Source organism: Caproicibacterium argilliputei (assembly GCF_029211325.2).
GTDB classification, from domain to species: domain Bacteria; phylum Bacillota; class Clostridia; order Oscillospirales; family Acutalibacteraceae; genus Caproicibacterium; species Caproicibacterium argilliputei.
Genome location: NZ_CP135996.1, coordinates 1,537,563 through 1,560,076, shown reverse-complemented (window position 1 = coordinate 1,560,076; position 22,514 = coordinate 1,537,563). Strand labels below are relative to the sequence as shown.

The window sequence follows — 22,514 nt, the reverse complement described above, 5'->3', positions numbered from 1 at the left end:
CACGTCACCTCCTGTAGCGGATGGGCTTTGTCAGTTTGATCACGAAGGCACTGCTGATGAAAATTGCCGCGGCACAGGCCGCAAGGACGATCTGGCCCGCGAGGCTGTGCATCAGCGCCGCGTACCAGCTCCGGTTGAGGAAATACATGAGCGGGATGTTGCCGACAACCAACAGCGCCATGATGACGAATTCCTTTCGCGGTTCAAACACCAGGTAGTCCAGCTCGGCGTTGACCACGCGGACGTCGGAGAGCTTGGTAACAATCGGCGTCAGCGTGCTTTTCAGGCTCCGATCGTATTGACACACGGCGACGGCATCGCACCATTCCTGAAACACTTCGTTTTGAATTTTGGGCTTCATCTCCCGGATTGCCGCCTCCACGTCGGGGTCGATGAGCTTGACCCGCGCGGTAAATTCCGCAAAAACATTCTTCACCGGCGGGTTCAGATAGGGCAGGTTTTCCTCTATCGAGGTCATCAGATCCTCATTGCGCAAATAGGCCGATGTGACAATGGAGAGCGCCGTTTCCAGTTCGGTAGCGACGTTCTTTTTGAAGTGCTCCGCCGTTGTCCTGACATAGAGAAACGGCAGAAACGCAAGCCCCACCGCCAGAACCGGCACAAGAAACACATTCTGCATCAGAATGGCAACGCACGCTCCGAAAGCGAAGAACAGGAGCGACGCCGCACAGACCATGGAGAAGCGTTCGCTCCGTCCGGTCATACGGAGGATTTCCTGCGCCTCGCTGATTTCACGGTGCAGGAATGACGGCTTTTTTCGCCTGGTGGTTTCATTGATCTCATCCCGGATGCTCCGGGGCCGTTTCAGCAGAAAGCCGAACAGCCCGTCCGCGAATTCCAGCGGCGAGAGCTTCAGGATCATAAAAGCGCCGGCGATCAGGCCGGCGCAGGCAAACAATTCTATTGCGGTCATGCGGCCTCGCCTCCAATCTGCAGGATCCGTTTGAGGATGTCCTGCGGCATGCCGTTTTCAATGAGCTGCCTCTGCAGGCTCGGAGAGATACCCTGTACCACGCTGTGGCTGCCGCTGATGATGAACCGGCCGTCTTCGATACGGTTTTCATTGATGGCGAACTGGAAGATGGGGCGGAAATTCCTCGCGCCGTCCGGCAGGATTTCGCACTCCATCACTTCCATCACACGGCGCTGCCGGTTTTCGAGCTGTTTACAGAATACAATCAGCGGGAACGCCTCCGTGACATAGCCCATGAGGGTCGCGTCGGGCGTATCGACGGCGCGCTTGCACAGGGATACCATACGGGAATAGGTTGCCTGGCAGGAGTTGGCGTGGATTGTGGTGACGACCGCGATGCCGGTGCGGGCGGCCTCCTGCGCCGCGTCCGCTTCGGGCCCGCGCATTTCGCCAACCACGACATAGTCTGGGTTGAAACGCAGGGCGATATCCAGCAGGTCGGTCTGGTCGATGCGCTGCCGGCCGTTCTCGCTGTCGCGCGTCAGCGTGTGGATGACGCTGTTGCGGATTTTCCCGTTTGCATCCCTTCTCACCAGTGAAAGCTCGCGGCTCCCGGATTCAATGGTGAAAATGCGCTTATTGTCCGGTATAGTGGTCAAGAGCCAGCCCGCAAGTGTGGTCTTGCCGGATCCGGTTGGCCCCGCGACGCAGATGGAAACGCCGTAACGCAGGCACTCGGAGAGAAAATCCAGCATGTCCTCCGTCGCCGTGCCGAGACGGATAAAATCATCACGCCCCATGTTCTGCGGGTTGACAATCCGGATGGACGCGGCCACCGCCACGTCCTCATCCACCAGAGGATCCTTGAGCGTTGCGATGCGGATGTTTTTGCTCAAATGCCCCAGCACGGCCGGGCTGGCATTGTCGAGCACCATGCCCGATATGTGGAGCATGCGGCGGATGACGCTGACGGCGTGCGCCGGGGAATCGAAGCGTTCATCGAGTTTTTTTATGCTGCCGTCGCTGTACTGCACCTCCACGTCGTCCCAGGCGTTGACGTCGATTTCTTCAACGCCGGAGCCGAAAATGTAATGGGTCAGGAAACCGAACTCCGCCATTTCAGTGTGCAGCGCCTCTACGAGCCGGGGCTGATCCATGCCGGCGACGGCGATCCGGTTTTCCCGCACATACTGCGCGATGTACCGCTTGAGCTGCGCCTTGGATTCAAGGCCCGCCCCCGCCGAAAGCAGAGAGGCGTAGTGGGTGGAGATATACCCCTGAACTTCCCGCAGAACCTCTCCGAAGTCTCTGGATTCGTCCGCGGGTGTAAAAAACAGGTTCTGGCTGTCTGTCATATGAATGGGCTTCAAACGTCGAACACCTCCTTGCTGATTTTCTGAATTTCCCTGCGAAAGCCCCGGCTCTCCTTGAGCGACAACTCCCGGAACAGATCTCCGGCGAGCATCTGGCTTTCCAGCTCGTCGGAATGTGGAATTTTGAACGCAACGTTTCCGAGAACCTGTTCCATGTTTTCGCTGGCCTGATTGGGCTTAATGTTGCTTGCCGCCTTATACTGCTTCTCCGCATCCCATTTGTTATCTTTGAGGAGCGGAAGCTGGGAGGACAGGTAGCTGACGGATTTCAGATCGCAACCAACCAGCCGCAGAACGGCGTCGGACTCCATGAGCGCCACCGCTGACAGGATGTCATGGGCGATGGCGCTGCCGCAGTCGATGATTACATAGGGCGCGACCTCCCGCAGACCGGCGATCAGTTCCGCCGCAAGCTCGGAGGTATATGGCGGGTAGGTAAAGACGTTTTCTCCTTTGCGCATTCCGAGAATACTCAAGTGGCTGATGCGCTTATGGGTGATGCAGTTGTGCCGGATCAGGCTTGCGGTGATATGCGAAGCGGCAAGGACACTCCCAAGGGAGCACTCGCACTCAAGGTCCGCGGGCGGGCAGATGCAGGGCAGCATGGGAACCGTGCTGTCACAGAGCAGAAGCAGCACGTTGCGGCGCTGATCCGTCAGGTATTGGGCCAGCTTGACGCTGACCGTGGTTTTTCCGGAGGAGGGGCTTCCCCATACGGCCAGAATTTGTGCGGAAGGCTCCGGCTCGGGATCCGCCTTGGACGCGCCGGAGCTCCGGGAGAAAAGGCTTCCGGTCTGAAAATGGAACATTACTGTCCCCCCTCGCCGGAGAAAGCGGCGGTCTGGGAAGAGCTGCTTTCCTGAGCCGGGCCGGAGGAATCCGTCAGCGCCGTACTGGAGGCGTCCGGGTACAGCTCTTTCAGGGCCTTGTCCTGTGCGTCCAGGAATTTCTGAGCGTTGTCCTTGCTGCCCCGGTAGACAAGGGCAAGGTGCAGTTTCCCGTCCGCGTCCAGCCCCGCGAGGATGGCGCTCTGCTCCGGTGTCGCCAGCAGGGTGACGGTGCTTGGCAGATTCTTCGCATCATTCGTCGTTGTGCCGCCCGACGATGCGTTCTGGCCGATGTTTGCATTGGCATCCGCGCCCTCACTGGTGGTCACGCCGATGACTTCCACATACTGCAGTTCCTTCGGAGTGACGGTGCTGCCCTGGTTCTGGTAGTCCGGGGCGAGGACAGACACAATATCTCCCGGCAGCAGTTTGCCTGAAACCCCTTCCGCAAGGGTTTTAAGCGTCACGGAAATAGCCTGCCTGCTCCCGTTCAGGGCCGACAGATAGGCGTTTGACACGGTAGGAGTTCCGGTGACTTTCATGCTGAGGATATAGTCGCCGGGAACGAGCTCTGCGGCGGCGTATTTTCCGACAACACTGTCCGGGCTTTTCAGTACATTTGAAGGCAGGTTGTAACCGCCGACTTCCAACGTCTGCACCATGTCTTTGGTAATCTGCTGCCCGGCCTGGATGTCCTTCGTGACGCGCACAATGCTTGTCTTATGCGAAACCCCGGCGTTAAAAAGGGGCGTGACCGCAAAGCAAATGAGGAGTGAAAGCAAAATGCAGAGCGCCCCGAGAACGGTGCGGTTTTTGAAAAAGCTCACGAGATAATCCCTCCAATATTCATAGAAAATAGGCCGCGATAAAGCCGAATGAGATAAAAGGCGCAAGGGGGTACGGCTGGTTCAGCACCTTTCCATGCGGCCTGTACTTCCGATAGATCCGACAGCCAACGTAAAAAAAGAGCATGGAGCTGTAGGCGATGATCTGTGCCCACAGCCCATGCTCAAATCCAACGACGGACCCGGCCGCGATTGTCAGCCATACGTCTCCGAAACCCAGCCTGTCCTTACAGATCAGGGCGAGGATAAAAATTGGGGCGCCCGCGAGGGCGCCGAGCAGCCTGATCGGGTTAAAGACGAGGAGCCCGGCCAGGAATATGCCGGGAATGTCGCCCCTCGGGATCTCCCTGTTTTTGAGATCGCCGGCAGCAGCCGCCGACAGCAGAAGAAAAAAAGCGGCGGTTCGTATCCAGACCATGGCCTTTACCCGGCATAATTGAACATATCTTTGATCCGCTGGGTCACGGTCGGCAGAATCGTATTGCCGAACAGGGCATACAGGCCGGCGAGGAGCAGCGCACCGATGACGACGGCAATCAGGATTTTGATGGCGCTGTCAACGAATCCTTCCGCCTTCCGGGAGGATACTCTGGCATAAAACCGGAGCAGCTTGCACGCGAACTCCTTTTTCGCGCTGGATATTTTCTTTTTCATGACATACCTCCGTTATTCTGTTTATACTTTGGGGCGAAAAGATGGCGGGCGTCACACGCCCGCCATCTGCATTCCGGCTTCCTGCTTCGGAGCCTCGGGAAGATGCTGCCTGAGGGCTTCCTTCTGCCCCTGGATCAGCGCCTGGTGATAGGCGTCCAGCACCGCGCCGTTGAGCTGCTCCCGGAATTTCTTGGTGACCGGGAAGCAGATGTCCCGGTACTCGCCGTTCCCGGCCCGGTAGCTCGGCATGCTCACGAACAGCCCCTTGCTGCTTTCGAGCACCTTGACATTACGGATAGCAAAGCAGCCGTTCAGGTTGACTGAAGCGTAGGCTTTGACATTGCCCTCCGGCCGGATGGAGCCGATTTTCACATCCACCTGCATGGGCTGCGCCGAACTTTCGGGGGCGGCGGCCGGTACATTCTGCAGTTCACTCATGACTTGTTCCTCCTGTGTTTTCAAATTTGGGTATAAAAAGACAGCCTTCCGCTGTCAGTGGAAGAAATCCGTTTTCAATCTGTAAGATCGAAAAACAGCGAAAGGCTGTGAACCGAAGTGTAGGCTTTATCCCAGGCAAGACCGTATTTCGCCGTTAACTCCAGTGTTCCCGCGGCGCCGTTGGGGTTCAGGACACCGAGAGGAGTCTTGTCTGTGATATCTGAGGCATAGAGCGGGGCTGTCCGGTCGATCTCCGACCATGTGCCGCTTCCGGCTGCTGTTTCCCTGATCCCAAGCCCGAGGGCAATATTCGATCTGGTCTGCACGGTTGTCAGCTTGCTCCAGTCCGCATACTTGGAGGGCGATACGTCGTTCAGCGTGAGCGAGCCTCCGGTGGATGCGGACAGGCTTTGAACGGAAACCCGAATGGGGATCGTGGAATTGTTGACGATTTGGACATCTGGCGCCGTAAAAGGAGCCGCGCTGTTGGGGTTGATCGCATAGCCGACGCTGACCGGATGTGTGACGGAAACGAGCTCGTCCACATGATAGGTCGAGACTGCTGAAACATTTCCTACGTTGTCGGCAGCGGCAATGTGAACATAAAAACCGCTGCCGGATGGCCGCGCAAAAGTGTAACTTCCTGCTGTGGTGGTGATGGAGCCGTCAGGAACCCCGGATGGGTTATTGTCGACGGCAATGGAGTAACCCTTCATCCCGCTTTCGATGCTGGTACTGATGGTAGGCGAATCGTATTTCATACCATCGTTTTCACCGGTGCTTTCCACATAATACTGATAACCAGTAGCATTGTCCTGCGAGGAGTAGCTGACCGTGTATTGTGTTCGCCCGGAATTATGGGTGATGCCTGAAATGGCTGGCGCATCCGGTGCGTCCAGATCCTGCCCCTTGTGATCAGACCAACTCGTATCGGTGGTGATCTGGCTTAAATAGAAAAGCGTGTTCGCCGTCACCCGCTGCTCATCGGGGGTAGCGTCGCCATTGGAGTGACCTGTCTGGATCATTGCGGCATTGCTCCAACTGGTGAGATAGAAATTGTTGGTGCCCAGACCCGAGGTAACAAGGGTGCTGTTCGGATAGGTAAAAGGCTGCTGGTAGGTCATCCAGATGTCGCCGAAGGCCATCTGGTTGGAGTGAGACATCGGCACGTTCAGCACCGTGCCGATGCCCCCAACCTGCCAGGGGTAGTTGGTCAGCAAGCCTTTTTTGAAAACCTTGATCTGCGTATTACCGAGTATCGTGTAATGGCTGATGGTCTGAATATTGCAGTAATGGGCCAGCTTAAAAAAATTCGGCATGGAGATGGTGTCGTTATTCACCATCGTATCATGTCCGAAAAGAACCCCTCTGCCGGTTTTTATGAAAGCATCGGTAACGGTTTCCGCCGCAGCGGAGAGATCCTCGCTGGCAAAAGCGTCCCACGCCCCGAAATAGAGGGTATCGTACTTATAAGTCCCATCTGAATTTTTCAGGTATGAATTTGGGCTTGCGTTGAAACTGGTGATGGATACAGGGTCGACCGAAATCAAGCCTTTGCCGAAGCCTTTGGGGTCGTATTGGTTCGGAGTTTCCATCCATATTTTCAGCGATGCGGATTTCGGAAGGGTATAGTTCTGCCCCTGCCACGTTGTAAAGGTCACGGTCGGCGTCACGTCGGGGTAGATGTTCAGCACTTTCACGCTGGCCTTTGATGGAATACTTTGGAACGTCGAATCATGGGATGATTTGCTGTACAGCATGTAGCTGTACGGCTGGCTTTTGTCGCTGTTTGTCCAGCTCAAAGCAACATAATTTGCTGCGGGATTCGGCGTTGCAGAAAGTGTCAGGGTGGTTGCCGCGGAGGCCGTGATGCCGGGCAAGGCAGACGAGAACAGCAGGAAGCAGGCAAGGAGCGGGATGCTAAGCAGGCGCTTGAAGCGATGCATGAAGAGTTTGACCTCCTTTCCGGGGACATATAGCGGCCGGAAGCTGTATGCTTCCGACCGCCTGTCCGTTATCGGTTATGTGAGCTGGAATAGGAACACGAGGCTGTGGTTTGCGGTGTAGGCTGCGTCGAAGGCAAGGCCGTAATCCGCCGTAAGCGTCAGGATCCCGGTCGTGGCGGGATTCAGCGATCCGACCAGCAGCGGCGACGGGGTGGTCGCCCAATGGGTGGCGGTGCTGTAACCGGAGTTCCAGCCGGTGGAGTCCTTCGCTTTCACGCCGAGCGCGATGTATTTTTTGGAATCCGCGTTGTTCAGTGTATTCCACGACTTGGACGCGGGGTCGACATCGGTGAAGGTTAGCGTACCGCCGGATGCCGCGGTGAGGGACTGAACAGTGACGTTGACCGCCGTTTTGGTGTTGTTGGTGATCCCGATGTCCGGCGAAGTGAATGTGCCGGTGTCGGGGCTGATGGCGTAGGCGACGTTGATGGGGTGCGTCACGCTGATCGTCAGCGGCGAAATGGAGCCGTTGATGGTTACAGAGCCGGTGACGCTGCCGGTTCCCGAGTCGGTTGTGGTGGTCGCGGCAAACGCCGGAACCGCCGCGAGGGAAAGCATAGCGAGGGTGACGATGCCCGCAAGCAGTTTTTTGATACCCTTTTTCATTATGGGGAATCCTCCTTATAAATCTGATTGTAAGCCGGAAATCCGGCTTTATGAAACGGTGAGCTTGAGGCGGTAATCCGCCTGACCAAGCAGTGACTTGGTATCCGTGCTGTAATATTTGATATTTGCGATGACGTCGTAAGTACCGGAGGCTACTTTCTGGGAGAGGGTGATCTGCTCAATATGCTGGCCGGGATAGATCGGCACCGATTCCGCGACGGTCTGTCCGTTCAGTATGACAGCGCACTGCTCAATCACCTTGTTGGATGCCGGGTTCTCCACCGCCCATGTGCCGACTGTTCCCTTGACGCCGCTTGAAAAAGCGATCTGCTCGCTCACCTTGTCGGTGACTACGACCTCCTTTTTCCGCAGCTCGGACAGGATCTCCTGCCGGGATTTGGGAACGTACCCGCCCGGTAAGGCGTTGCCGTTATCGTCGAGGGAAGAAGAAGGGGCCGATTGGCTGGATGGGGACGGGCCGCCACCATTCGGTGTCCCGGCATGGCAAAAAGAAAAGGTGATGCCGATGATCGCAAGCAAAAGGATGAGCAGGATAATCGGCAGCACCCTTTTGCGCTTTTTATTTTTTTCCTTTTCGTCGTTGTTTTCGTGGTTCATTCCACACCTCCGTATTTTGTTTGAAATTTTGTAGCGCTCTTCAAGGACTCAGGGCGGGTCCCTGGCGCATCTCCTGCCCGGGTGGGCCAAATCCGATCTCTTTAAAGCCGAAATGGTCGATATAGTGGAAGGAGCTGCCCGTTTCGTCGTACAGCTCCACCACGTCCGACATGGAAAGGCTGTGCCCCTCATAGCCGGGCGGATGATCGACGTTGAATTTGGTGTAGAGTTCCTCCAGATCGTTGGTTTCCACCTGCCCGTCGTAGGCAATCTGGTAATTGCCGGGATCCGGCTCGCCGAAGTTCTTCAGCAGCTCGTCGTAGCCGACGAATTTCATGCGGACATCCACGTCCGGCTTCAACTGCCATATCCGGCAGCTTTTCAGCGGCGGGCGGTCGGGGAAACCATGGGCCCGCCCGGCTGCGGGGACCTCCGCGCCTGCCGCTGTGGTTTCTCTCGCGGCAGTGAGCCGGTCGTATACACCGTTGGTCCATAGAGTCTCGAGCTTCTCCTTTGTAAGAAAGTCCGAGAGCTCATCGCTTTGGAAGATGGGGTCGACCACGGCCCTGCCGTTTTCCACATAGCCCGCTTCATTGCCGTAATACAGGACGCGGCCGTTTCGGATTTCAATATTCTTCATTGCCGGATCGCCTCACTTTCTCGGAAATTCACGGTTTCATTTCCATCCCGCCGGATACGGGCGCGTCCGACAGCGTTTGTTCTTCATTCAAGCGCTCGATGTCCTCCTGTGTAGGGAAAATGACCTTACCAGCGGTCATTTCGAATACACAGCTGTCTTCGCTGTCGCAGATCATGACGCGGTGCTGGTATCCGCGCTGCGTGTCGATGTACTCCCGCACCTCCATCTCATCGGAAAGAGGAACACCCGCGGCATAGCGCCCGTCCGGCAGGAAGCAGTAACCGAAAAATTGCGGCGCCTTGGGGACCTCCGAATCCAGAGGCCGGATCTGTGACAGCTGGAGCCGCGCTTGGTCGGGAAGCAGCTCGGTTTTCAGCAACCCAAGGATCTCGCTGCGTTTCCGGCGAACACATTCCCCGTTGGCGAGGGAAACAGCGCGCACGGAAGAACCGTCGGGCTCGTCCGGGCCGCTGCCCCACCCACCTTCGCAGAAGAGAAGCTGACGGATGCCGCGCTGATTTTTTGACAGTGCTTCCGGCTTGAGGACGACCACAGTTCCGGCAATGAACATGCCGGTTCCGGTTTGGACGCAGTCTTCCTCACTATAGACCGGTTTCTCATCCATGGCGGCCTTCCTTTCTCTGTTGGATCAGTTCCAGCAGTCGGACGGCGATGGCGATCTGGCTTTCCTCCGGCATCTCCCGGATGGCGGCGTGCACGAATGCTTCCACCGCCTCTGGGGATTTGTCCCCAACCTCGACGATGTTGATCTTTTTGACCGACACCCGGCCGTTCTGAACATCCAGACGGACAATGTCGCCGTAGTCCATGCCCGCGGCTGAGCGCGCTTCCCGCGGGATCAGCACGCGCCCCTTGGCGTCGAGAATCTTGTAAATCGGCTTATTCACGGAAATAACCTCCTTCCCACATCACATTCCGAACCGTGCCGGGGTTGAATCCGAGATCACCGCACAGCCTGCGCAGATCGTCCGGCAGGCTGTCAAGAGGGTCGAGACGGCCGGGCGCTTCGTCCGAGGCCGTAATGACGATCTTCCGCTCGCCGCAGACGGCGTCAAGCCCGTCGCCGGCGCGGAACCCCGCCTGCGCCAGCATCTCCCCGGGAAGCACAACTTCCTCCAAAGCCTCGTTGTCAGCCGGATCCTGTTCATCCTCCACGCCGTGACGGGAAACGAACTCCCGCCACAGAGCCTGCAGAGTGTGCGAATCGTCGCAGATCAGGGCACGGATTTCATCGCCGGGGGAAAGCTCCAGCTGAATGGAGACTTCCTCGGGAATTCTGAGGCGCCCTTTCTGGTCGACGGCGGCGCTGGTTTCAAGTAATCTCATTGCATTTTCCTCCTTGATTTGGGCCGTTTGGTCATAAAACTTCATGCGCGGATTATCGCGCGCCACGATGGATGCAAACGAGGCGGGAGCGCATGGAGTTTTCGCGCATGTGGCGCGGTTGAATTTATTTTTTGCTATGCTTTTGCATAGCAAAAAAGGCCAGCGTCGGACGAACCGAAGAGGTTCATCTGCACCGGCAGTTCGCGCAGTCTTTCACTGGTGTCATAGTTGGCGATAAGGACTTCGGCGTATTCGCAGCCGCCGTCATACCGCTGGGCAAGGTTGCTCAGGCGGCTGACCGCCTCGATCTGAAAGTCATGGTAGAGCTCACGGATGAATGCGCAATCGTTATAGCTCACCAGCCATTTCCCCTTGCAGGAAGCGAGCGTGTCCCGCAGACGGTAATGGTCCTCGAGACCAAACGCCACGGCGTAATGACCTTCCGTCTGGTAATACGGCGGGTCGCAATAATAGAAGGCGTCATCCCGCTCGTACTGCCGGATGAGGGCCTCAAAGTCTTTGTTCTCTATAACCGTGTCGCGGAGCCTCCGGCTGCCTTCCCACAACAAATGAAAGGTCTTGCGGATATCGAAGGGCTGGCAGCCGTAGCTGGTGCAGCCGCTGCCGTAGCTCAGGCGGACGAGTTTGTAAAAGGCCGCGGCCCGCTTGACGTCATTCATCGTTGCGTTTTCGAGCAGGATCGGCTTGATTTCCTCATACTCCGGAGGAGCCAGGTAACGCTCGGCGATCTCCAGTTCCTCTTTCAGGTAAGGGCTGGTGAATTCCTCTTTTTCGAGGTACCTTTTGAGGACGCCGAATTCGTCCCGCCCGTTAAGGGGCAGAAAGTTCAGTTCCTTCAGAAGCGCGAACGGGCGGTCGCGGACGCAGCGAAAAAGGTTGACAAGATTGGCATTGAAGTCGTTATACACCTCCATAGCGGAGTCGGGCCTTCGTCCGAACAACACCCAGCCGCCCCCGCCGAACACCTCGACATATCGTCCTATCTGAATCGGCATCCGCTGGTAGATCTGGTCGCGCAGGGCTTTCTTCCCGCCGATCCAGCTGATGATGCTGTTCACTTGCGCCGCCTTCTTCCATCGCGGCGGTTCATTTCTTCCTCATCCGTGCGTATGCAGGTCCCGTCCGTGTTCCAGCAGATGAAGCCGATTCCGGGGTACGGGCAGCCTTTGCAGCGGGACAGCTCTTTGGGAAGCGGGAGGGTTACCGGCTTCGGAGGGCCCGCCGATCCTGTTCCGGGATTTTCTTTTGTTTTCTGATCCATGGTTCATCTCCTTATAACGGAAGCGGCGCTGCCTTTTTGCAAAGGCGGCGCCGTTTGTTAACCGTATTCGATTGTCCTGCCAACACTTTTCCTCCTGAAACAAAAAAGTGCCTTTTGATCTTCGTTAAAATCAAAAGGCGACGCAAAGTTTATTCTGTTTACGGTTGCACATCTCTGGATAAAAGTATGATTCATTTACCTCATTTCCATTTGCGGTTCGGGTCGGTTCAGGCACTGTTCCACCGTCTGACCGCCCCGTGCGACGAGAATGCCGTATTCGGTAGAGGAAGCCTTGTCGTGCTCCATGAGCTTTTCACCGTAGTAACAAAGGGCAGCATCGCTGGCAAACAGTTCTTTTTTCAGCGGGATCGTACATTTCGCAAGCTCCGCTTTCGCGTAATCCGCAGGGGTCGCGGTCTCCCGCAGAAGCCTGAATTCGTCAGTCTGATACGCGAGGTCGAGCGCTTCCTCCAGAGAGATGTCCCTGGGCGCCGACATCAGCATCGCCTTGCAAATGGGGACGCCGCCCTCGCGGTCAAGATGCCGTAGCTGTCCTGCCAGCTCATTGACCAGACCGTAGCAGCCGCCGTTCGTGGCTTCCAGCTCGTCGGTGATTTTCTCCGTCAATTGGGGAACGGCGCAGTCCGCGGCGGCGAACGAGCATTCCTCCGGCGACGCCGCGCCCGCCTCTTTCACCGCGTGAAAAAGCTTCTGATCGCCGGCGGGCAGCTTCAGGAGCGCGGAGAGACCGTTGTCAGATTCGGGATCGTTGAAATGCCCTTTGGTCACGCGCAGGAGCACCGTGTAGTCCGGCTTCTCGGCGGGGACGGCCTCTCCGCTCTGATACAGCCGCGCGATCATACCGTTCTGCACCACATAGCCGTGCGGGGTAAAGACGCCGCCTTCGCCCTCGCGCATCTCTTTTCCGATCTTGCCGAAGTCCAGCCATGCGTAGATATTGTCCGGCAGGCTGTCCAGTTGCGGCACGAAGCCGTTTTCCGCATAAAATTTGCCGAGGGATTCGTCGTTGTGTGCTTCGTAGGCGATCTGACAGTGCTCCATACTGACGGTCATGTTGATCAGCCGCTCCACAGGGATCAAAGCATAGCTGTTCTGGATAGCATCCATCATCACCATCCCTTCGAAGCAGTCCAGCTCCCAATCGCTGAGTGAGGCCAGCCGCTGGGAGAGATGGTTCATTTCATACAGGTTGGAGCTGGGGCTGAGAAATTGGGGCAGGTAGTCCAGCTCGCAGCGCAGGATTTCCGTGGAGTAGATAACCCGTTCGTCGGTCACGCGCGCCCTGTCCAGTGCATCCAACAGCTCATAGGGGGTGGCGGGCAACGCAATTGTCGACGAAGTATTCGAGCCGAACGTACCGGGACGGCTGATCTCCAGCTCCATGATTCTTTTATTGTTGATCAAGCCGCATGCCTCCCATCTGCTGGCTCCGCTCCAGCTCATCCTGCGTCATGATGTTCCAGCCTTTCTCGCTGCTCCACAGGCTGACGTAAATCTCACCGTCCGGGGTCTTGATCGGCCGCTGCTCGAAGCCTTCCCCGAACCCATCGGACGCCTGGCCGGAGATGTTCCCCTTGAGCCGTTCCAGTTCCTCAGCTGTCAGTTCGCTCTTGATGCGGCACTCAGCGACTCCCATCAATTGGCCCTGGACACGTTCCACCGTGAAAACATAAGACCGCACCTTGTCGTTTACAGCGTCGTCCGCGCCATAGTATTTCATGAGGCCGCGCTCCGCTTCCTCCAGCGCGCGCTCCTTCAGAATGGCGGCGAGGATATAATCCTCATAGGGAAGGACCGTCCGGCTGTCAAGCTCGACGGGATCGTTGTCCATGTCGCCGTATTCGTCGCGCTCATAGGTGGTGACGGTGAGCGGCATGTAGAGCTTGAGAGTCTGGAGCGGCCGCGGAATGACGGAAAAGTGATCCTCACTGGGGATGAGCGCGAGGGTGCGGCCGTTGTCCCAATTTATCTGGAACTGGCCCGCGTCGTCGATGTACTCGAGCGTCCCCTCGGTGCCGGGCGGCACGGGGGAATAGGGATCGTTCATCTGTGCGAGCCGGATACGTGTGCCCGGCGGGTACTGCTCGCGTAAAAACTCCAGCCATTTCGGATGCTGTCTCATTTCATAAGCCTCCCATCGTGATGCCCTGTTCGGGCGTCTGATCCCCGATTCCATCTTCAAGGCCGCAATCCTGCGCGGGCGTTTTCTGTTTCATATTCATCCTCTGTACCCGCAGATCGAAAGCCGCAAGGTACGCCTGATAATCTCCGGGACCGGGATTACACCGCAGGCAATAGCGGTAATGCTCCGTTTCCACGATGTAGCCATAGTTCTGCCGCCCACCGCGCAATCGGCGAAAGCCCTCCCTGGGAATGGTGATTGGCTCGGCTGTCAGCACCGTACCGGCGTGATTGACGACCACCCGATTTTCCACCGTCGTCGGTTTTCCGGGGTCGCGGTCCGAGCCGCGCAGGTCATAGCAGTGAAAGCCTTCCGGCACGGTGCCGCGGTCAATGCGGGAATTCGTGAAAAGCGCGGGCCGGCCGAACAGCTCCACATGCTCATATTCTTCTTCTCTGGCGTTTACGCTCACCAATATTCATCTCCTTCTTTTGATTTGTCAAGCACACAAGATACCACGAAGAGAACGGAATAGCTACTCCATTTTTATAACGCCCGCGATTATTAGGATTTTCGCGTTTGGATATAAAAACCTGCTAAGGAAAGTCAAGAGTTTTCTCAGCGGGTTTTAAAATAGTGAATATTTGATTTTGGATATAGCAAAGCAGGCCAACGGCAGGGGGCAGTTGGCCAAGAACATACATAGAAAAGCTTCAGCTTCTGTAAACTTCCATTACACGAGCATAATAGATACGCAGGAACTTGTTCAGCGCCGCTATCTTAGCAACTTTTTTCGGTTTGCCCTCAGCCTCCTTTTTCAGCATAAAGAGGTAGACAGCGGCATCTTGTGAAGGCTTTGTGGATTTGAGGCATTTCATCACTTCGTAACCGGTTTTGCGCAGCAACGCCGAGCCTCGCTTGGAAATTCTGCGCTGTGTGCCCATGAAGCCGCCAGACTGGTACGGCGGCGAATCGATGCCGGCGAAGGCGACCAGAGCGCTGCCGCTGTGAAAACGGCGCGCGTCGCCGATCTCCGCAATGAGGCGGGAAGCCAAAACGTCGCCCACGCCTTTCATGGCGTGTACCACCTCGTATTCGGGCAGCGTGGTTGCAAGCTCCTGCATTTGTGTTAAAATAGTTTCCAGAGTTCGATTGATTTCCCGAAGGACTCTGACCGCTTCCAGCGTTAACATTTTGGTCGATGCGGCGCTGGAGGGCAAAGTAGGGATACCGTCGCGGGCCATGGCAAAGATTTTCCTCGCCTTGGTTTCATTTGCGTGGTATCCCTTCTTTTTTGCCCAGCGGCAGTAATCACTGATAAACCGAAGCTCGCTCTTTTTCGTGATGTTGTCATAATGCCAGTATTCTTCGACAAAATCGCAGAGCTTGTCTTTTGTGGGTTCCTCGGACCGTTTTCCGCTGAGAAGCTTTTTGATGCCCGGCATCGTCCGGTCAAGCAAATCCGTCAGGGCAAGCTTGCTTTCAATTTTGATGGTGATGTAATGGGAATACTGCCGCCCGAGCATCCTGAGCTGGGCATAGACTTCTTCCGGCGCTGAGTAATCCGTCAGCTTGAACCAGTTGTCTATGCCAAAGTTGGCAATCCGCACTGCGTCCAGCTTGTCGGTCTTTCCTTTGCGAAGAGTTGCCGAGGCGTATTTTTTCATGACAAGCGGATTGATGACGCTGACGAACACCCCCGCCTGTTTAAGAACAGCCAACAGCGGAAGGTGATACCCGCCGGTCGCCTCCATCACCACTCTTACCTCGCCCTCCAGGGAACAAATACGGTCAGTTAACGATTTCACCTCTGGCGCGGTGTGTGCTACTTCATAAGGCGACGCAACCACCTCGCCGTATGGCCTTAGGATGCAGACAGTGCTCTTTTCTTTTGACACGTCGATACCTACACTGATCATTCCGAACCTCCTGAATAGATGTTTGTAATTGTTGCCCATCTGCGCTTATTGCGATTCAGTTTGGTTCGTTACGCGAAAGCCCCGTAGGGTTTCAACCTGCTTAATCGAACGTTTACAATAAGGGATGGCCGGCAGTTTTTATATCGGAGGCTTCGCTCCAAAAAGCGCCGCGCCGGACCAATTACTCTCTTATTGTAAAAGAATAAGCGCAAATGTGAAACGCCCGTCGGCGTCTTACATCTACGCTTTTATAGTACCAAAAAGAGCTATGTCCTCCAATTGGAAAACATAGCTCTTTCCTCGCTTTTGGTAATGGGATCGCTCTATGAAAATGAGGATATCAGGGATTACCCATCATGAGATGACTGATCTCCGCATTTCCCTGATATTTATCAAGTGTCCGGTCGCCGTAGATAAAACGCAAGCCACAAGGTTTTGGCCTTGTGGCTTATTGTTTTTGGTGGAGATAAGCGGGATCGAACCGCTGACCTCCTGCATGCCATGCAGGCGCTCTCCCAGCTGAGCTATACCCCCAAATATTGGAAAGCCCTTTATTGATGCGGCTTTCCGGGTTATTCGATTTTTCATTTGTTCCTGACTCTGAGGTGTTGCTTACCGGATGCCCTGCGCTCCCAGCTGAGCTAATGCCCCATAAAGCCGCTGCTAAAAACGACTCGTATATAATAGCATAGAAAATCAGAAAATGCAAGCTTTTTTTCTAATTTTTTTGATATTGCATTCAAATCGCTTTCCTGTTAAAATTATATCATAATCTTTGATTGCTCAGCGGAATTGGTTAGGGGATTGGCGCATTTATGAATGATGCTTCGTCTGCACAGATGTTGGTCATTCTCCTTTGTAATCCTTTTGTCAGCTTTCTTTCCCGCATCGGAAACCACGTGCGCATGGGAAAAAAATCCGGCGCTTGGTGATGTGTTTACTTATGAGAGATACCAAATGATTGTGAAAAAACGGCAGTATGCCATGCCATTTCGATTACTTTGCAAAAGCGGATGATTCTTCAGACCCTGCGGCAGAGGAATCCACCTGAGGAGGGGCACAAATGTCTGACATTGCTTTAACCTTGATTTTACCCGTGCGCAATGTCGAACGGGAAATTGACGGGATTCTGCAGTTCCTGTCACCGCAGATTGTGAACATTCCGTCAGAACTGATTATCGTGGATATCGGCTCCACTGACAGTACAGTTTTACAGGCCGTACAGGCACTGCACGCTGCGGAACTGCGCGGCTGTGTGGTACAGAATGGGGATGCGACGATTGCCGCCGCGCTGAACACCGGCTTGGCGCGTGTGCATGGGGCCTATGTGTCGTTCCTTTTTGCACGCAGACTGTATGTCAACTTTTTGAACAATTACTATCAGACCGCGCTGCGGACGAGTGCAGATGTTGTTTTTGGCTGTATGTCGGAAGATGCCAAAAAACGTGCGGCAAAGCGGCTGCCCGGTACCGGGCCGGAAAATGTCGATTTTGTACGTCAGCTTTTAAAGCGCGAACTGCAGATTGACATTTCAGCCATGCTTGTGCGCGCCAGATTTTTAACAGAAAATCATATTCAATTTGCGGAAACCTGCCGCTACGGCTATGCAGAAGAATTCGTTCTGCGGTGTATGCTCCTCTGCAATGTTGCGGCGCAGGCACCGCTGCTTTTACGGCGTGATACCGCGCATGAACTGCACCGGGGGAAAACAGCGCCTTGCGGGCGGGAAATTCTGCAGCGCGTAGACGCGATGGTTCGTATTTTGGATGTTCTGCATACCAGCAAGTGCGGCAGTGCGGAGTTGATTGCCCTGTTTCAGGAGCAGAGAATACCGGAAGTGATTTTTTCCTGTATTGACATTCTGCTGCGGGAAGGCTGCAGCTACGGCACGGTAAATCTGTATTTGCGGCACGGCGGATATGATAAAATGTTGATTACCGGCAAAAACACAGATGCGGCGCTTAAAAAGAAAATCATGCTTTGGAAGACCGTACCTTGGATGTATCGCCCCGGAAGTGGGAAGAAGTTTCCTTGGAATCAGCGGCATTAGCTTGTTGCTTACAGGTGGATGGCAGAAAAGTCATCCGCTTTTTTAAAAAACTTTCCGGGTGGATACAAATTCCGAGCCGGGTTGCTATAAAGAGGAACCCCGCTGCATACACATAGAACAGTGCCCATGAGTCGTAAAACAGGGGAGAGGATTTTATGTGTACGGCGATTACGCTGCAGTCACTTGCTTTGGATCATTTCTTTGGACGAAATATGGACTTTTCCCATGAAATTGAACCAACCATGTTTCTTTCACCGCGAAATGACGTTTGGAAGAATGCGTTGAATCAGAAGAATATGAAAACGGCTTATCGCTTTTTGGCCATTGGGCAGCAGAAGGACGATTTGCTGGGTCTGTTTGACGGTGTCAATGAGCGGGGATTTGCCGCTGCAGCCCTCTATTTTGCCGGATACGCTGCGTATGCGGAAGGTGATACATCGCAGAGTGGAAAACGCAGCCTTGCATCTTTAGAGTTTCTGCGGTACTTATTAGGAAACTGCAGTTCCGTTGATGACCTGAAGAAACAGATTTCTCAGATTCGCGTGGTGGGCTTAAAAGATCCTGTCACACATTCCGTGGCGCCGCTGCACTGGATTGCGGCGGATCGTGGAAACCACTGTGTAGTTCTGGAGCCTGTTAACGGGGAACTTAAATGCTATGAAAATCCGCTTGGCGTTTTGGCGAACAGTCCTGACTTTACATGGCATATGACCAATCTGCGGAACTATCTGGGTGTTTCTCCGCGGCAGCCGCAGGAGACCTGTTGGGGTACGGTACATTTGTCTCCATTTGGGCAGGGTGCGGGAACAACACTATTGCCCGGCGGTTATACCTCGCCGGAACGTTTTGTCCGGGCAGCTTTTATTAAAACGCATATCGCAACCCCACTGAATACGGCTCAAACCGTATCTTCCTGCTTTCATATTGCGGATACGGTCAAGGTGCTGAAAGGGTTGGTTCGAACTTTTCTGAATACCGAAGATTATACAAAGTATACAGCGTTTATAGATTTAAACAAAAATACCTATTATTTTAATACTTATGATCATGCGCAGGTTTGGACAGTCAGCTTGGACAGCCGTCCGGAGACGTCAAAACTGCTTTCCCTGGGAAATCTTGCGGACGCACACGCCTTTGCCACAGCTTACTCGGCTTAGATACTTGCATATAAATACCAGATAATACCGGCTCATAGCGGACAAAAATCGGAAATACTACGGTTGAGGTGATTTCGATGGATAATCCGCTTTATGCCGGACAGTACCCGTTTCTGTACAGCCGCTTTTTTAACAGTACGCCGGATTTGCAGGACTACTTTCTTGCCCTGCCAGAGGACACGCAGCGGGCAATTTTGAGCCGGGATATCCAAAATGAAGACGAGTTCCGTGACTGCATTATGGAGTACAAACTGCGGGAGTGACCGAAGGGCGGGCGGGGAAAAATCCCCTGACCGCCCTTTTTTTGAAAAAGAAACAGAAGTGTAACCTTCTGCGCGAATGCTGTAACTTGATTTGAAACTGCAAATTGTGGTATAATATACTCTATTGAAATCAGACTTTTTATAAATTTGTCATGAAAAGTTTCGCTGTACAAATATATATACCTTTCCGCCGGGTGTCAAACTGGTGGCAAAGGGAAAGAAGCAGGGCCTTGCCAGTCGATTTCCGGGCGGAAAGCTGCCAAGGACCCTGCGTCTGTTTTGTATGGCAATCCAGTTAAAAGGAGCAGGCATCTATGACAGGCTATGAACATCTATGCATGAATTGCATGTCTGACACAGAGGGAAAACCGCAGTGCCCGCACTGTGGCTTTTCTGAGGATGAGCCACAGCACAAGGACGCTTTGCCTTATCGCACAGTTTTGCAGGAACGGTACATGGTCGGTCGGGTGAAACAGACAGACAATGAGAGCTTTACTTATATCGGATTCGATTTGCAGCAGCTTTGCGCCGTACAGATTCATGAGTTCTTTCCCAAAGAAATCTGTGCGCGTATGGACGGCAGTGCGGATATCGCCGTTATTGCCGGAAACGAAGTGTTGTTTGACGAATTCCTGAATGAATTTATCACGTATCAAGAGGCAGTTGCTAAATTTCATGAGCAGCCTGCGGTTACGGATATTTTCGACATTTTTGAAGAAAATTATACAGCTTACGCCATTTCTCCATGGGCAGAGGCATTGGCTCTGCGTGAATTTGTTGAGCGCAGCGGCGGCTCCCTTTCTTGGAATGCTGCTTGGAAATTGGTGATGCCGGTTATCAGTACGGTATCTGCCATGTATGCTTCCGGCGTGGGGCATTACGGTATTTCTCCGGATACGCTGCGCATCATGCCGGATGGCAGTATGCAGCTGAGCAGCTTTTCTTCTTCGGCCGTGCGGGTTGCGGACAGTGGGCTGACACCGGACTTTGTGCGGGGGTGTGCCGCCGTCGAGCAGTATGAGTCTGGCGGTAAACTGGGTGAGTATACGGATGTTTACGGACTGGCAGCTTCGCTGTTCTTCATGCTGACCGGCGTATTGCCCAAAAGTGCACCGGAACGCCTGCGAGATCCGCGTCTGCTGCTGCCGGCCAGTACGTTGCGCAGCATTCCGCCGCATGTGGTTACCGCGCTTGCCAATGCACTGCAGGTGAAGCCGGAGGAACGCACGCAGACGTTCGAACGCTTTCGGGCTGAACTTTCGGCGGCACCGACTGCAACAGCTTCTTTGGAAGAAACACAAAGCCTGCGCCGTATTCCGAGTCCGTATGATGATTCGGTAGACCGCGAAGAGCGCGCGCGCAGGGAAGAGGAGGAGCAGCAGGAAGAGAAAAAATCGATTCCTCGTTTCGTGTGGATTGTTCTTGCTTGCGTTGCCGTTTTGGTTGCCGTGACAATTGGTGCGGTGCTGTATCAGGCTTCGCGTGCGGAAACGTCAGGCAGTCAAAACAGCTCTGCGGTCGGGACGTCATCCTCTGTAGCATCTGCGGTTGATGCCGGAAGCGGTGTGGCCGGAAAAGGAATCCAGTCCGGAGCTGCCGCATCTGATGACGCAGCGACTTCTAAGAATGGTGCTTCCTCCAGTTCTTCGCAGGTGTCTTCGGCATTGTCGAGTACAAATTCTTTAAGTTCTGAGCAGATTGATGTTCCGAATTTAATTGGCAAACGTTTCTCCAGCTTGAGCAACACCAGCGATTACCAGGTCGTACAAACCAGTAAGGAATTCAGCGACAGCATTCAGGAAGGCTGCATTATTTCTCAGACACCGCAACCCGGATCCGGTAAAATGGTAAAAGGCTCCGCGATTTCTGTGACAGTCAGCCGTGGTAAAGCCATGCGTACGTTACCGAATATCACCGGAATGTCTTATGAAGATGCAAAATCCGCTGTGGAAGCCGCCGGTTTTGTACCTGATGGGAAAGAGGAGAAAGCCAGTGACTCCGTAAACACGGGAGAAGTGATTGGTTACGGCGGCGGTTTGACAGCCGGCAGCCAGCAGTATTATCAGTATTCAGTTACCATCGTTGTCAGTTCGGGTCCTGCAAGCACAGATGATAGTGATGAGGATGACGGATAATAAAGGGTATTAATAGGGTGCAGCGTTTAAACGAAAACGCTGTGTCCTTTTTCTTTGCAATGCAACAAAAAAGGAATCCTTTCCATTTGGAAAGGATTCCTTTTTAACATACCTTCTGCAGCATCAGTCGCTGCTAAAGGGAAGCAGTGCAATATGACGTGCACGCTTGATTGCGACGGTCAATTCACGCTGGTGACGGGCGCAGGTGCCTGTTACACGGCGGGGCAGGATTTTTGCACGCTCCGAAATGAAGCGGCGCAGTTTTGCAACGTCCTTGTAGTCGATGCTTTCGACTTTATCTACACAGAAGCTGCAAACCTTGCGACGACCCTTACGTCCGCCGCGACGGTTTTCTCTGTCTCTTTCAGCCATAGTTCTGTAACCTCCTTCAAGAATCGTTCAGAATCATTTTCTGCATTTTTAGAACGGCAAGTCATCGTCATCCGGAAGAGCCTGGAAGTCGCCGGTGTCACCGCTGGAGTAAGCCGGTGCGGCGGGCGCGGGCGCTGCGGGGGCGCTGGGTTGCTGATAAGCGTTTTTCTGCGGGGGATTTCCGTAAGAGGCACCACCGCCGTCGTACGTTCCGGACTCGCGTTTGCTTCCACAGAAGCTTACGTTGTCGGCCTGTACATCATAGCGGGTGCGCTTATTTCCGTCACGGTCTGTATAATTATCTACGTGCAGGGCACCCTGTACGGCAATCATAGAGCCCTTTGTGAAATAGCGGCAGACGAACTCAGCGGTTTGGCGCCAAGCAGTTACATCGATGAAGTCTGTCTGCTTTTCACCGCCAGCCTTTGCATAACTGCGGTCAACAGCAATTCGAATCGTGGTAACAGCCACGTCATTCGGTGTGTGCCGCAATTCCGGATCTGCAACCAAGCGACCCATGAGTACAACAACATTCAGCATTTTTCACACCCCTTTCGCAGCATGACTTAGGCTTCTTTGCGGATAATCAGGGAACGGATAACGCCGTCGGTGATTTTGAAAATACGGTCAAGTTCGGCAGTGAAAGCCGGCACGCTGGTGAAATTAATCAGCACATAATACCCTTCGGTTTCCTTGTTGATTTCATAAGCAAGTCTGCGCTTGCCCCACTCGTCAACACCGTCTACTGTTCCGTTTTCCGCAATCAGATCCTTGAACTTTGTCACCAAAGCGGCAGTGGACTGTTCGTCCAGCTTGCTGGAGAGGATGAATACGGTTTCGTAAGCATTTTTGATTTCTTCCATTGAATAAGCACCTCCTTTTGGACTTATGGCCCCGGATTTGTT

The 22,514-nt window shown here is 54.3% G+C and carries 27 protein-coding genes and 1 tRNA gene; 4 read left to right on the top strand and 24 right to left on the bottom strand.

Going from position 1 to position 22,514, the window contains the following annotated elements:
- Window positions 1–4: 4 nt before the first annotated feature.
- From PXC00_RS07625 to PXC00_RS07525, 21 genes are all read right to left on the bottom strand, one after another.
- Window positions 5–934, bottom strand: coding sequence for a type II secretion system F family protein (locus tag PXC00_RS07625; RefSeq protein WP_174193235.1), 930 nt, complete (start codon window positions 932–934; stop codon window positions 5–7).
- Window positions 931–2,289 carry a type II/IV secretion system ATPase subunit gene (locus tag PXC00_RS07620; protein WP_086036840.1) on the bottom strand — a complete coding sequence of 453 codons (1,359 nt, stop codon included), beginning with the start codon at window positions 2,287–2,289 and terminating at the stop codon, window positions 931–933. Before PXC00_RS07620 ends, PXC00_RS07625 begins: the two co-directional genes overlap by 4 nt.
- Window positions 2,290–2,300: 11 nt before the next feature.
- Window positions 2,301–3,116, bottom strand: coding sequence for an AAA family ATPase (locus PXC00_RS07615; protein WP_086035622.1), 816 nt, complete (start codon window positions 3,114–3,116; stop codon window positions 2,301–2,303).
- Window positions 3,116–3,961: a Flp pilus assembly protein CpaB gene (gene cpaB / locus PXC00_RS07610; protein WP_086035623.1), complete on the bottom strand. Its 846-nt coding sequence runs from the start codon at window positions 3,959–3,961 to the stop codon at window positions 3,116–3,118. The genes PXC00_RS07615 and cpaB overlap by 1 nt, the downstream gene beginning before the upstream one ends.
- 19 nt (window positions 3,962–3,980) lie before the next feature.
- Window positions 3,981–4,397, bottom strand: a complete 417-nt coding sequence (locus PXC00_RS07605; RefSeq protein WP_086035624.1) for a prepilin peptidase — start codon at window positions 4,395–4,397, stop codon at window positions 3,981–3,983.
- Between the two features lie 5 nt (window positions 4,398–4,402).
- Complete coding sequence (locus PXC00_RS07600) at window positions 4,403–4,633, bottom strand: DUF6133 family protein (RefSeq protein WP_086035625.1); 231 nt, start codon at window positions 4,631–4,633, stop codon at window positions 4,403–4,405.
- A 51-nt stretch (window positions 4,634–4,684) separates the two neighbouring features.
- Window positions 4,685–5,071, bottom strand: coding sequence for a SpoVG family protein (locus PXC00_RS07595; RefSeq protein ID WP_275844963.1), 387 nt, complete (start codon window positions 5,069–5,071; stop codon window positions 4,685–4,687).
- Window positions 5,072–5,145: 74 nt separating this feature from the next.
- Complete coding sequence (locus PXC00_RS07590) at window positions 5,146–7,017, bottom strand: DUF5057 domain-containing protein (protein WP_275844964.1); 1,872 nt, start codon at window positions 7,015–7,017, stop codon at window positions 5,146–5,148.
- A 75-nt stretch (window positions 7,018–7,092) separates the two neighbouring features.
- Window positions 7,093–7,683, bottom strand: a complete 591-nt coding sequence (locus PXC00_RS07585) for a hypothetical protein (protein WP_174403171.1) — start codon at window positions 7,681–7,683, stop codon at window positions 7,093–7,095.
- 48 nt (window positions 7,684–7,731) lie between these two features.
- On the bottom strand, window positions 7,732–8,301 hold the full coding sequence (locus PXC00_RS07580; protein WP_275844965.1) for a hypothetical protein: 570 nt from the start codon (window positions 8,299–8,301) through the stop codon (window positions 7,732–7,734).
- 40 nt (window positions 8,302–8,341) lie between these two features.
- Window positions 8,342–8,941 (bottom strand): YodL domain-containing protein, encoded by a 600-nt coding sequence (locus tag PXC00_RS07575; RefSeq protein ID WP_275844966.1) that lies wholly within the window; start codon window positions 8,939–8,941, stop codon window positions 8,342–8,344.
- 28 nt (window positions 8,942–8,969) lie between these two features.
- The gene (locus PXC00_RS07570) at window positions 8,970–9,566 is read right to left on the bottom strand and encodes a hypothetical protein (RefSeq protein WP_275844967.1); all 597 of its coding nucleotides are present in this window, start codon (window positions 9,564–9,566) and stop codon (window positions 8,970–8,972) included.
- Entirely contained in the window at window positions 9,559–9,855 is a 297-nt protein-coding gene (locus tag PXC00_RS07565; RefSeq protein WP_456064460.1) for an AbrB family transcriptional regulator, read from the bottom strand. The genes PXC00_RS07570 and PXC00_RS07565 overlap by 8 nt, the downstream gene beginning before the upstream one ends.
- Window positions 9,842–10,288, bottom strand: coding sequence for an AbrB/MazE/SpoVT family DNA-binding domain-containing protein (locus PXC00_RS07560; protein ID WP_275844969.1), 447 nt, complete (start codon window positions 10,286–10,288; stop codon window positions 9,842–9,844). The genes PXC00_RS07565 and PXC00_RS07560 overlap by 14 nt, the downstream gene beginning before the upstream one ends.
- Window positions 10,289–10,422: 134 nt before the next feature.
- A complete protein-coding gene (locus tag PXC00_RS07555) occupies window positions 10,423–11,367 on the bottom strand; it encodes a DNA adenine methylase (RefSeq protein ID WP_275844970.1) in 945 nt (314 codons plus the stop codon).
- Window positions 11,364–11,570: a hypothetical protein gene (locus tag PXC00_RS07550; RefSeq protein ID WP_086035635.1), complete on the bottom strand. Its 207-nt coding sequence runs from the start codon at window positions 11,568–11,570 to the stop codon at window positions 11,364–11,366. Before PXC00_RS07550 ends, PXC00_RS07555 begins: the two co-directional genes overlap by 4 nt.
- A 195-nt stretch (window positions 11,571–11,765) precedes the next feature.
- Window positions 11,766–12,995 (bottom strand): antirestriction protein ArdA, encoded by a 1,230-nt coding sequence (locus tag PXC00_RS07545; protein ID WP_316934901.1) that lies wholly within the window; start codon window positions 12,993–12,995, stop codon window positions 11,766–11,768.
- Window positions 12,982–13,713 (bottom strand): DUF4314 domain-containing protein, encoded by a 732-nt coding sequence (locus PXC00_RS07540; protein ID WP_275844971.1) that lies wholly within the window; start codon window positions 13,711–13,713, stop codon window positions 12,982–12,984. The genes PXC00_RS07545 and PXC00_RS07540 overlap by 14 nt, the downstream gene beginning before the upstream one ends.
- A 1-nt stretch (window position 13,714) precedes the next feature.
- The gene (locus PXC00_RS07535; protein ID WP_275845081.1) at window positions 13,715–14,185 is read right to left on the bottom strand and encodes an LPD28 domain-containing protein; all 471 of its coding nucleotides are present in this window, start codon (window positions 14,183–14,185) and stop codon (window positions 13,715–13,717) included.
- A gap of 241 nt (window positions 14,186–14,426) precedes the next feature.
- Entirely contained in the window at window positions 14,427–15,632 is a 1,206-nt protein-coding gene (locus tag PXC00_RS07530) for an IS110 family RNA-guided transposase (protein WP_275844972.1), read from the bottom strand.
- Between the two features lie 458 nt (window positions 15,633–16,090).
- Window positions 16,091–16,166 (bottom strand) — tRNA-Ala (locus PXC00_RS07525).
- Window positions 16,167–16,695: 529 nt separating this feature from the next.
- On the opposite strand from PXC00_RS07525, the gene PXC00_RS07520 reads away from it, so the two are divergent.
- The 4 genes from PXC00_RS07520 to PXC00_RS07505 all read left to right on the top strand — a co-directional run bounded on the left by PXC00_RS07520 (window position 16,696) and on the right by PXC00_RS07505 (window position 21,237).
- Window positions 16,696–17,682: a glycosyltransferase family 2 protein gene (locus PXC00_RS07520; protein ID WP_275844973.1), complete on the top strand. Its 987-nt coding sequence runs from the start codon at window positions 16,696–16,698 to the stop codon at window positions 17,680–17,682.
- Window positions 17,683–17,837: 155 nt separating this feature from the next.
- Window positions 17,838–18,839 carry a choloylglycine hydrolase family protein gene (locus PXC00_RS07515; protein ID WP_275844974.1) on the top strand — a complete coding sequence of 334 codons (1,002 nt, stop codon included), beginning with the start codon at window positions 17,838–17,840 and terminating at the stop codon, window positions 18,837–18,839.
- 77 nt (window positions 18,840–18,916) lie between these two features.
- Window positions 18,917–19,102 (top strand): hypothetical protein, encoded by a 186-nt coding sequence (locus PXC00_RS07510; RefSeq protein WP_275844975.1) that lies wholly within the window; start codon window positions 18,917–18,919, stop codon window positions 19,100–19,102.
- A 314-nt stretch (window positions 19,103–19,416) separates the two neighbouring features.
- On the top strand, window positions 19,417–21,237 hold the full coding sequence (locus PXC00_RS07505; RefSeq protein WP_316934900.1) for a PASTA domain-containing protein: 1,821 nt from the start codon (window positions 19,417–19,419) through the stop codon (window positions 21,235–21,237).
- Between the two features lie 123 nt (window positions 21,238–21,360).
- Here PXC00_RS07505 and rpsR read toward each other — a convergent pair whose 3' ends face one another.
- The 3 genes from rpsR to rpsF are packed head-to-tail and all read right to left on the bottom strand — an operon-like array spanning window position 21,361 to window position 22,472.
- Window positions 21,361–21,609, bottom strand: a complete 249-nt coding sequence (gene rpsR / locus PXC00_RS07500; protein WP_275844977.1) for a 30S ribosomal protein S18 — start codon at window positions 21,607–21,609, stop codon at window positions 21,361–21,363.
- 48 nt (window positions 21,610–21,657) lie between these two features.
- Window positions 21,658–22,149 carry a single-stranded DNA-binding protein gene (locus tag PXC00_RS07495; RefSeq protein WP_275844978.1) on the bottom strand — a complete coding sequence of 164 codons (492 nt, stop codon included), beginning with the start codon at window positions 22,147–22,149 and terminating at the stop codon, window positions 21,658–21,660.
- Between the two features lie 26 nt (window positions 22,150–22,175).
- Window positions 22,176–22,472, bottom strand: a complete 297-nt coding sequence (rpsF, locus tag PXC00_RS07490; protein WP_275844979.1) for a 30S ribosomal protein S6 — start codon at window positions 22,470–22,472, stop codon at window positions 22,176–22,178.
- Window positions 22,473–22,514: the final 42 nt, after the last annotated feature.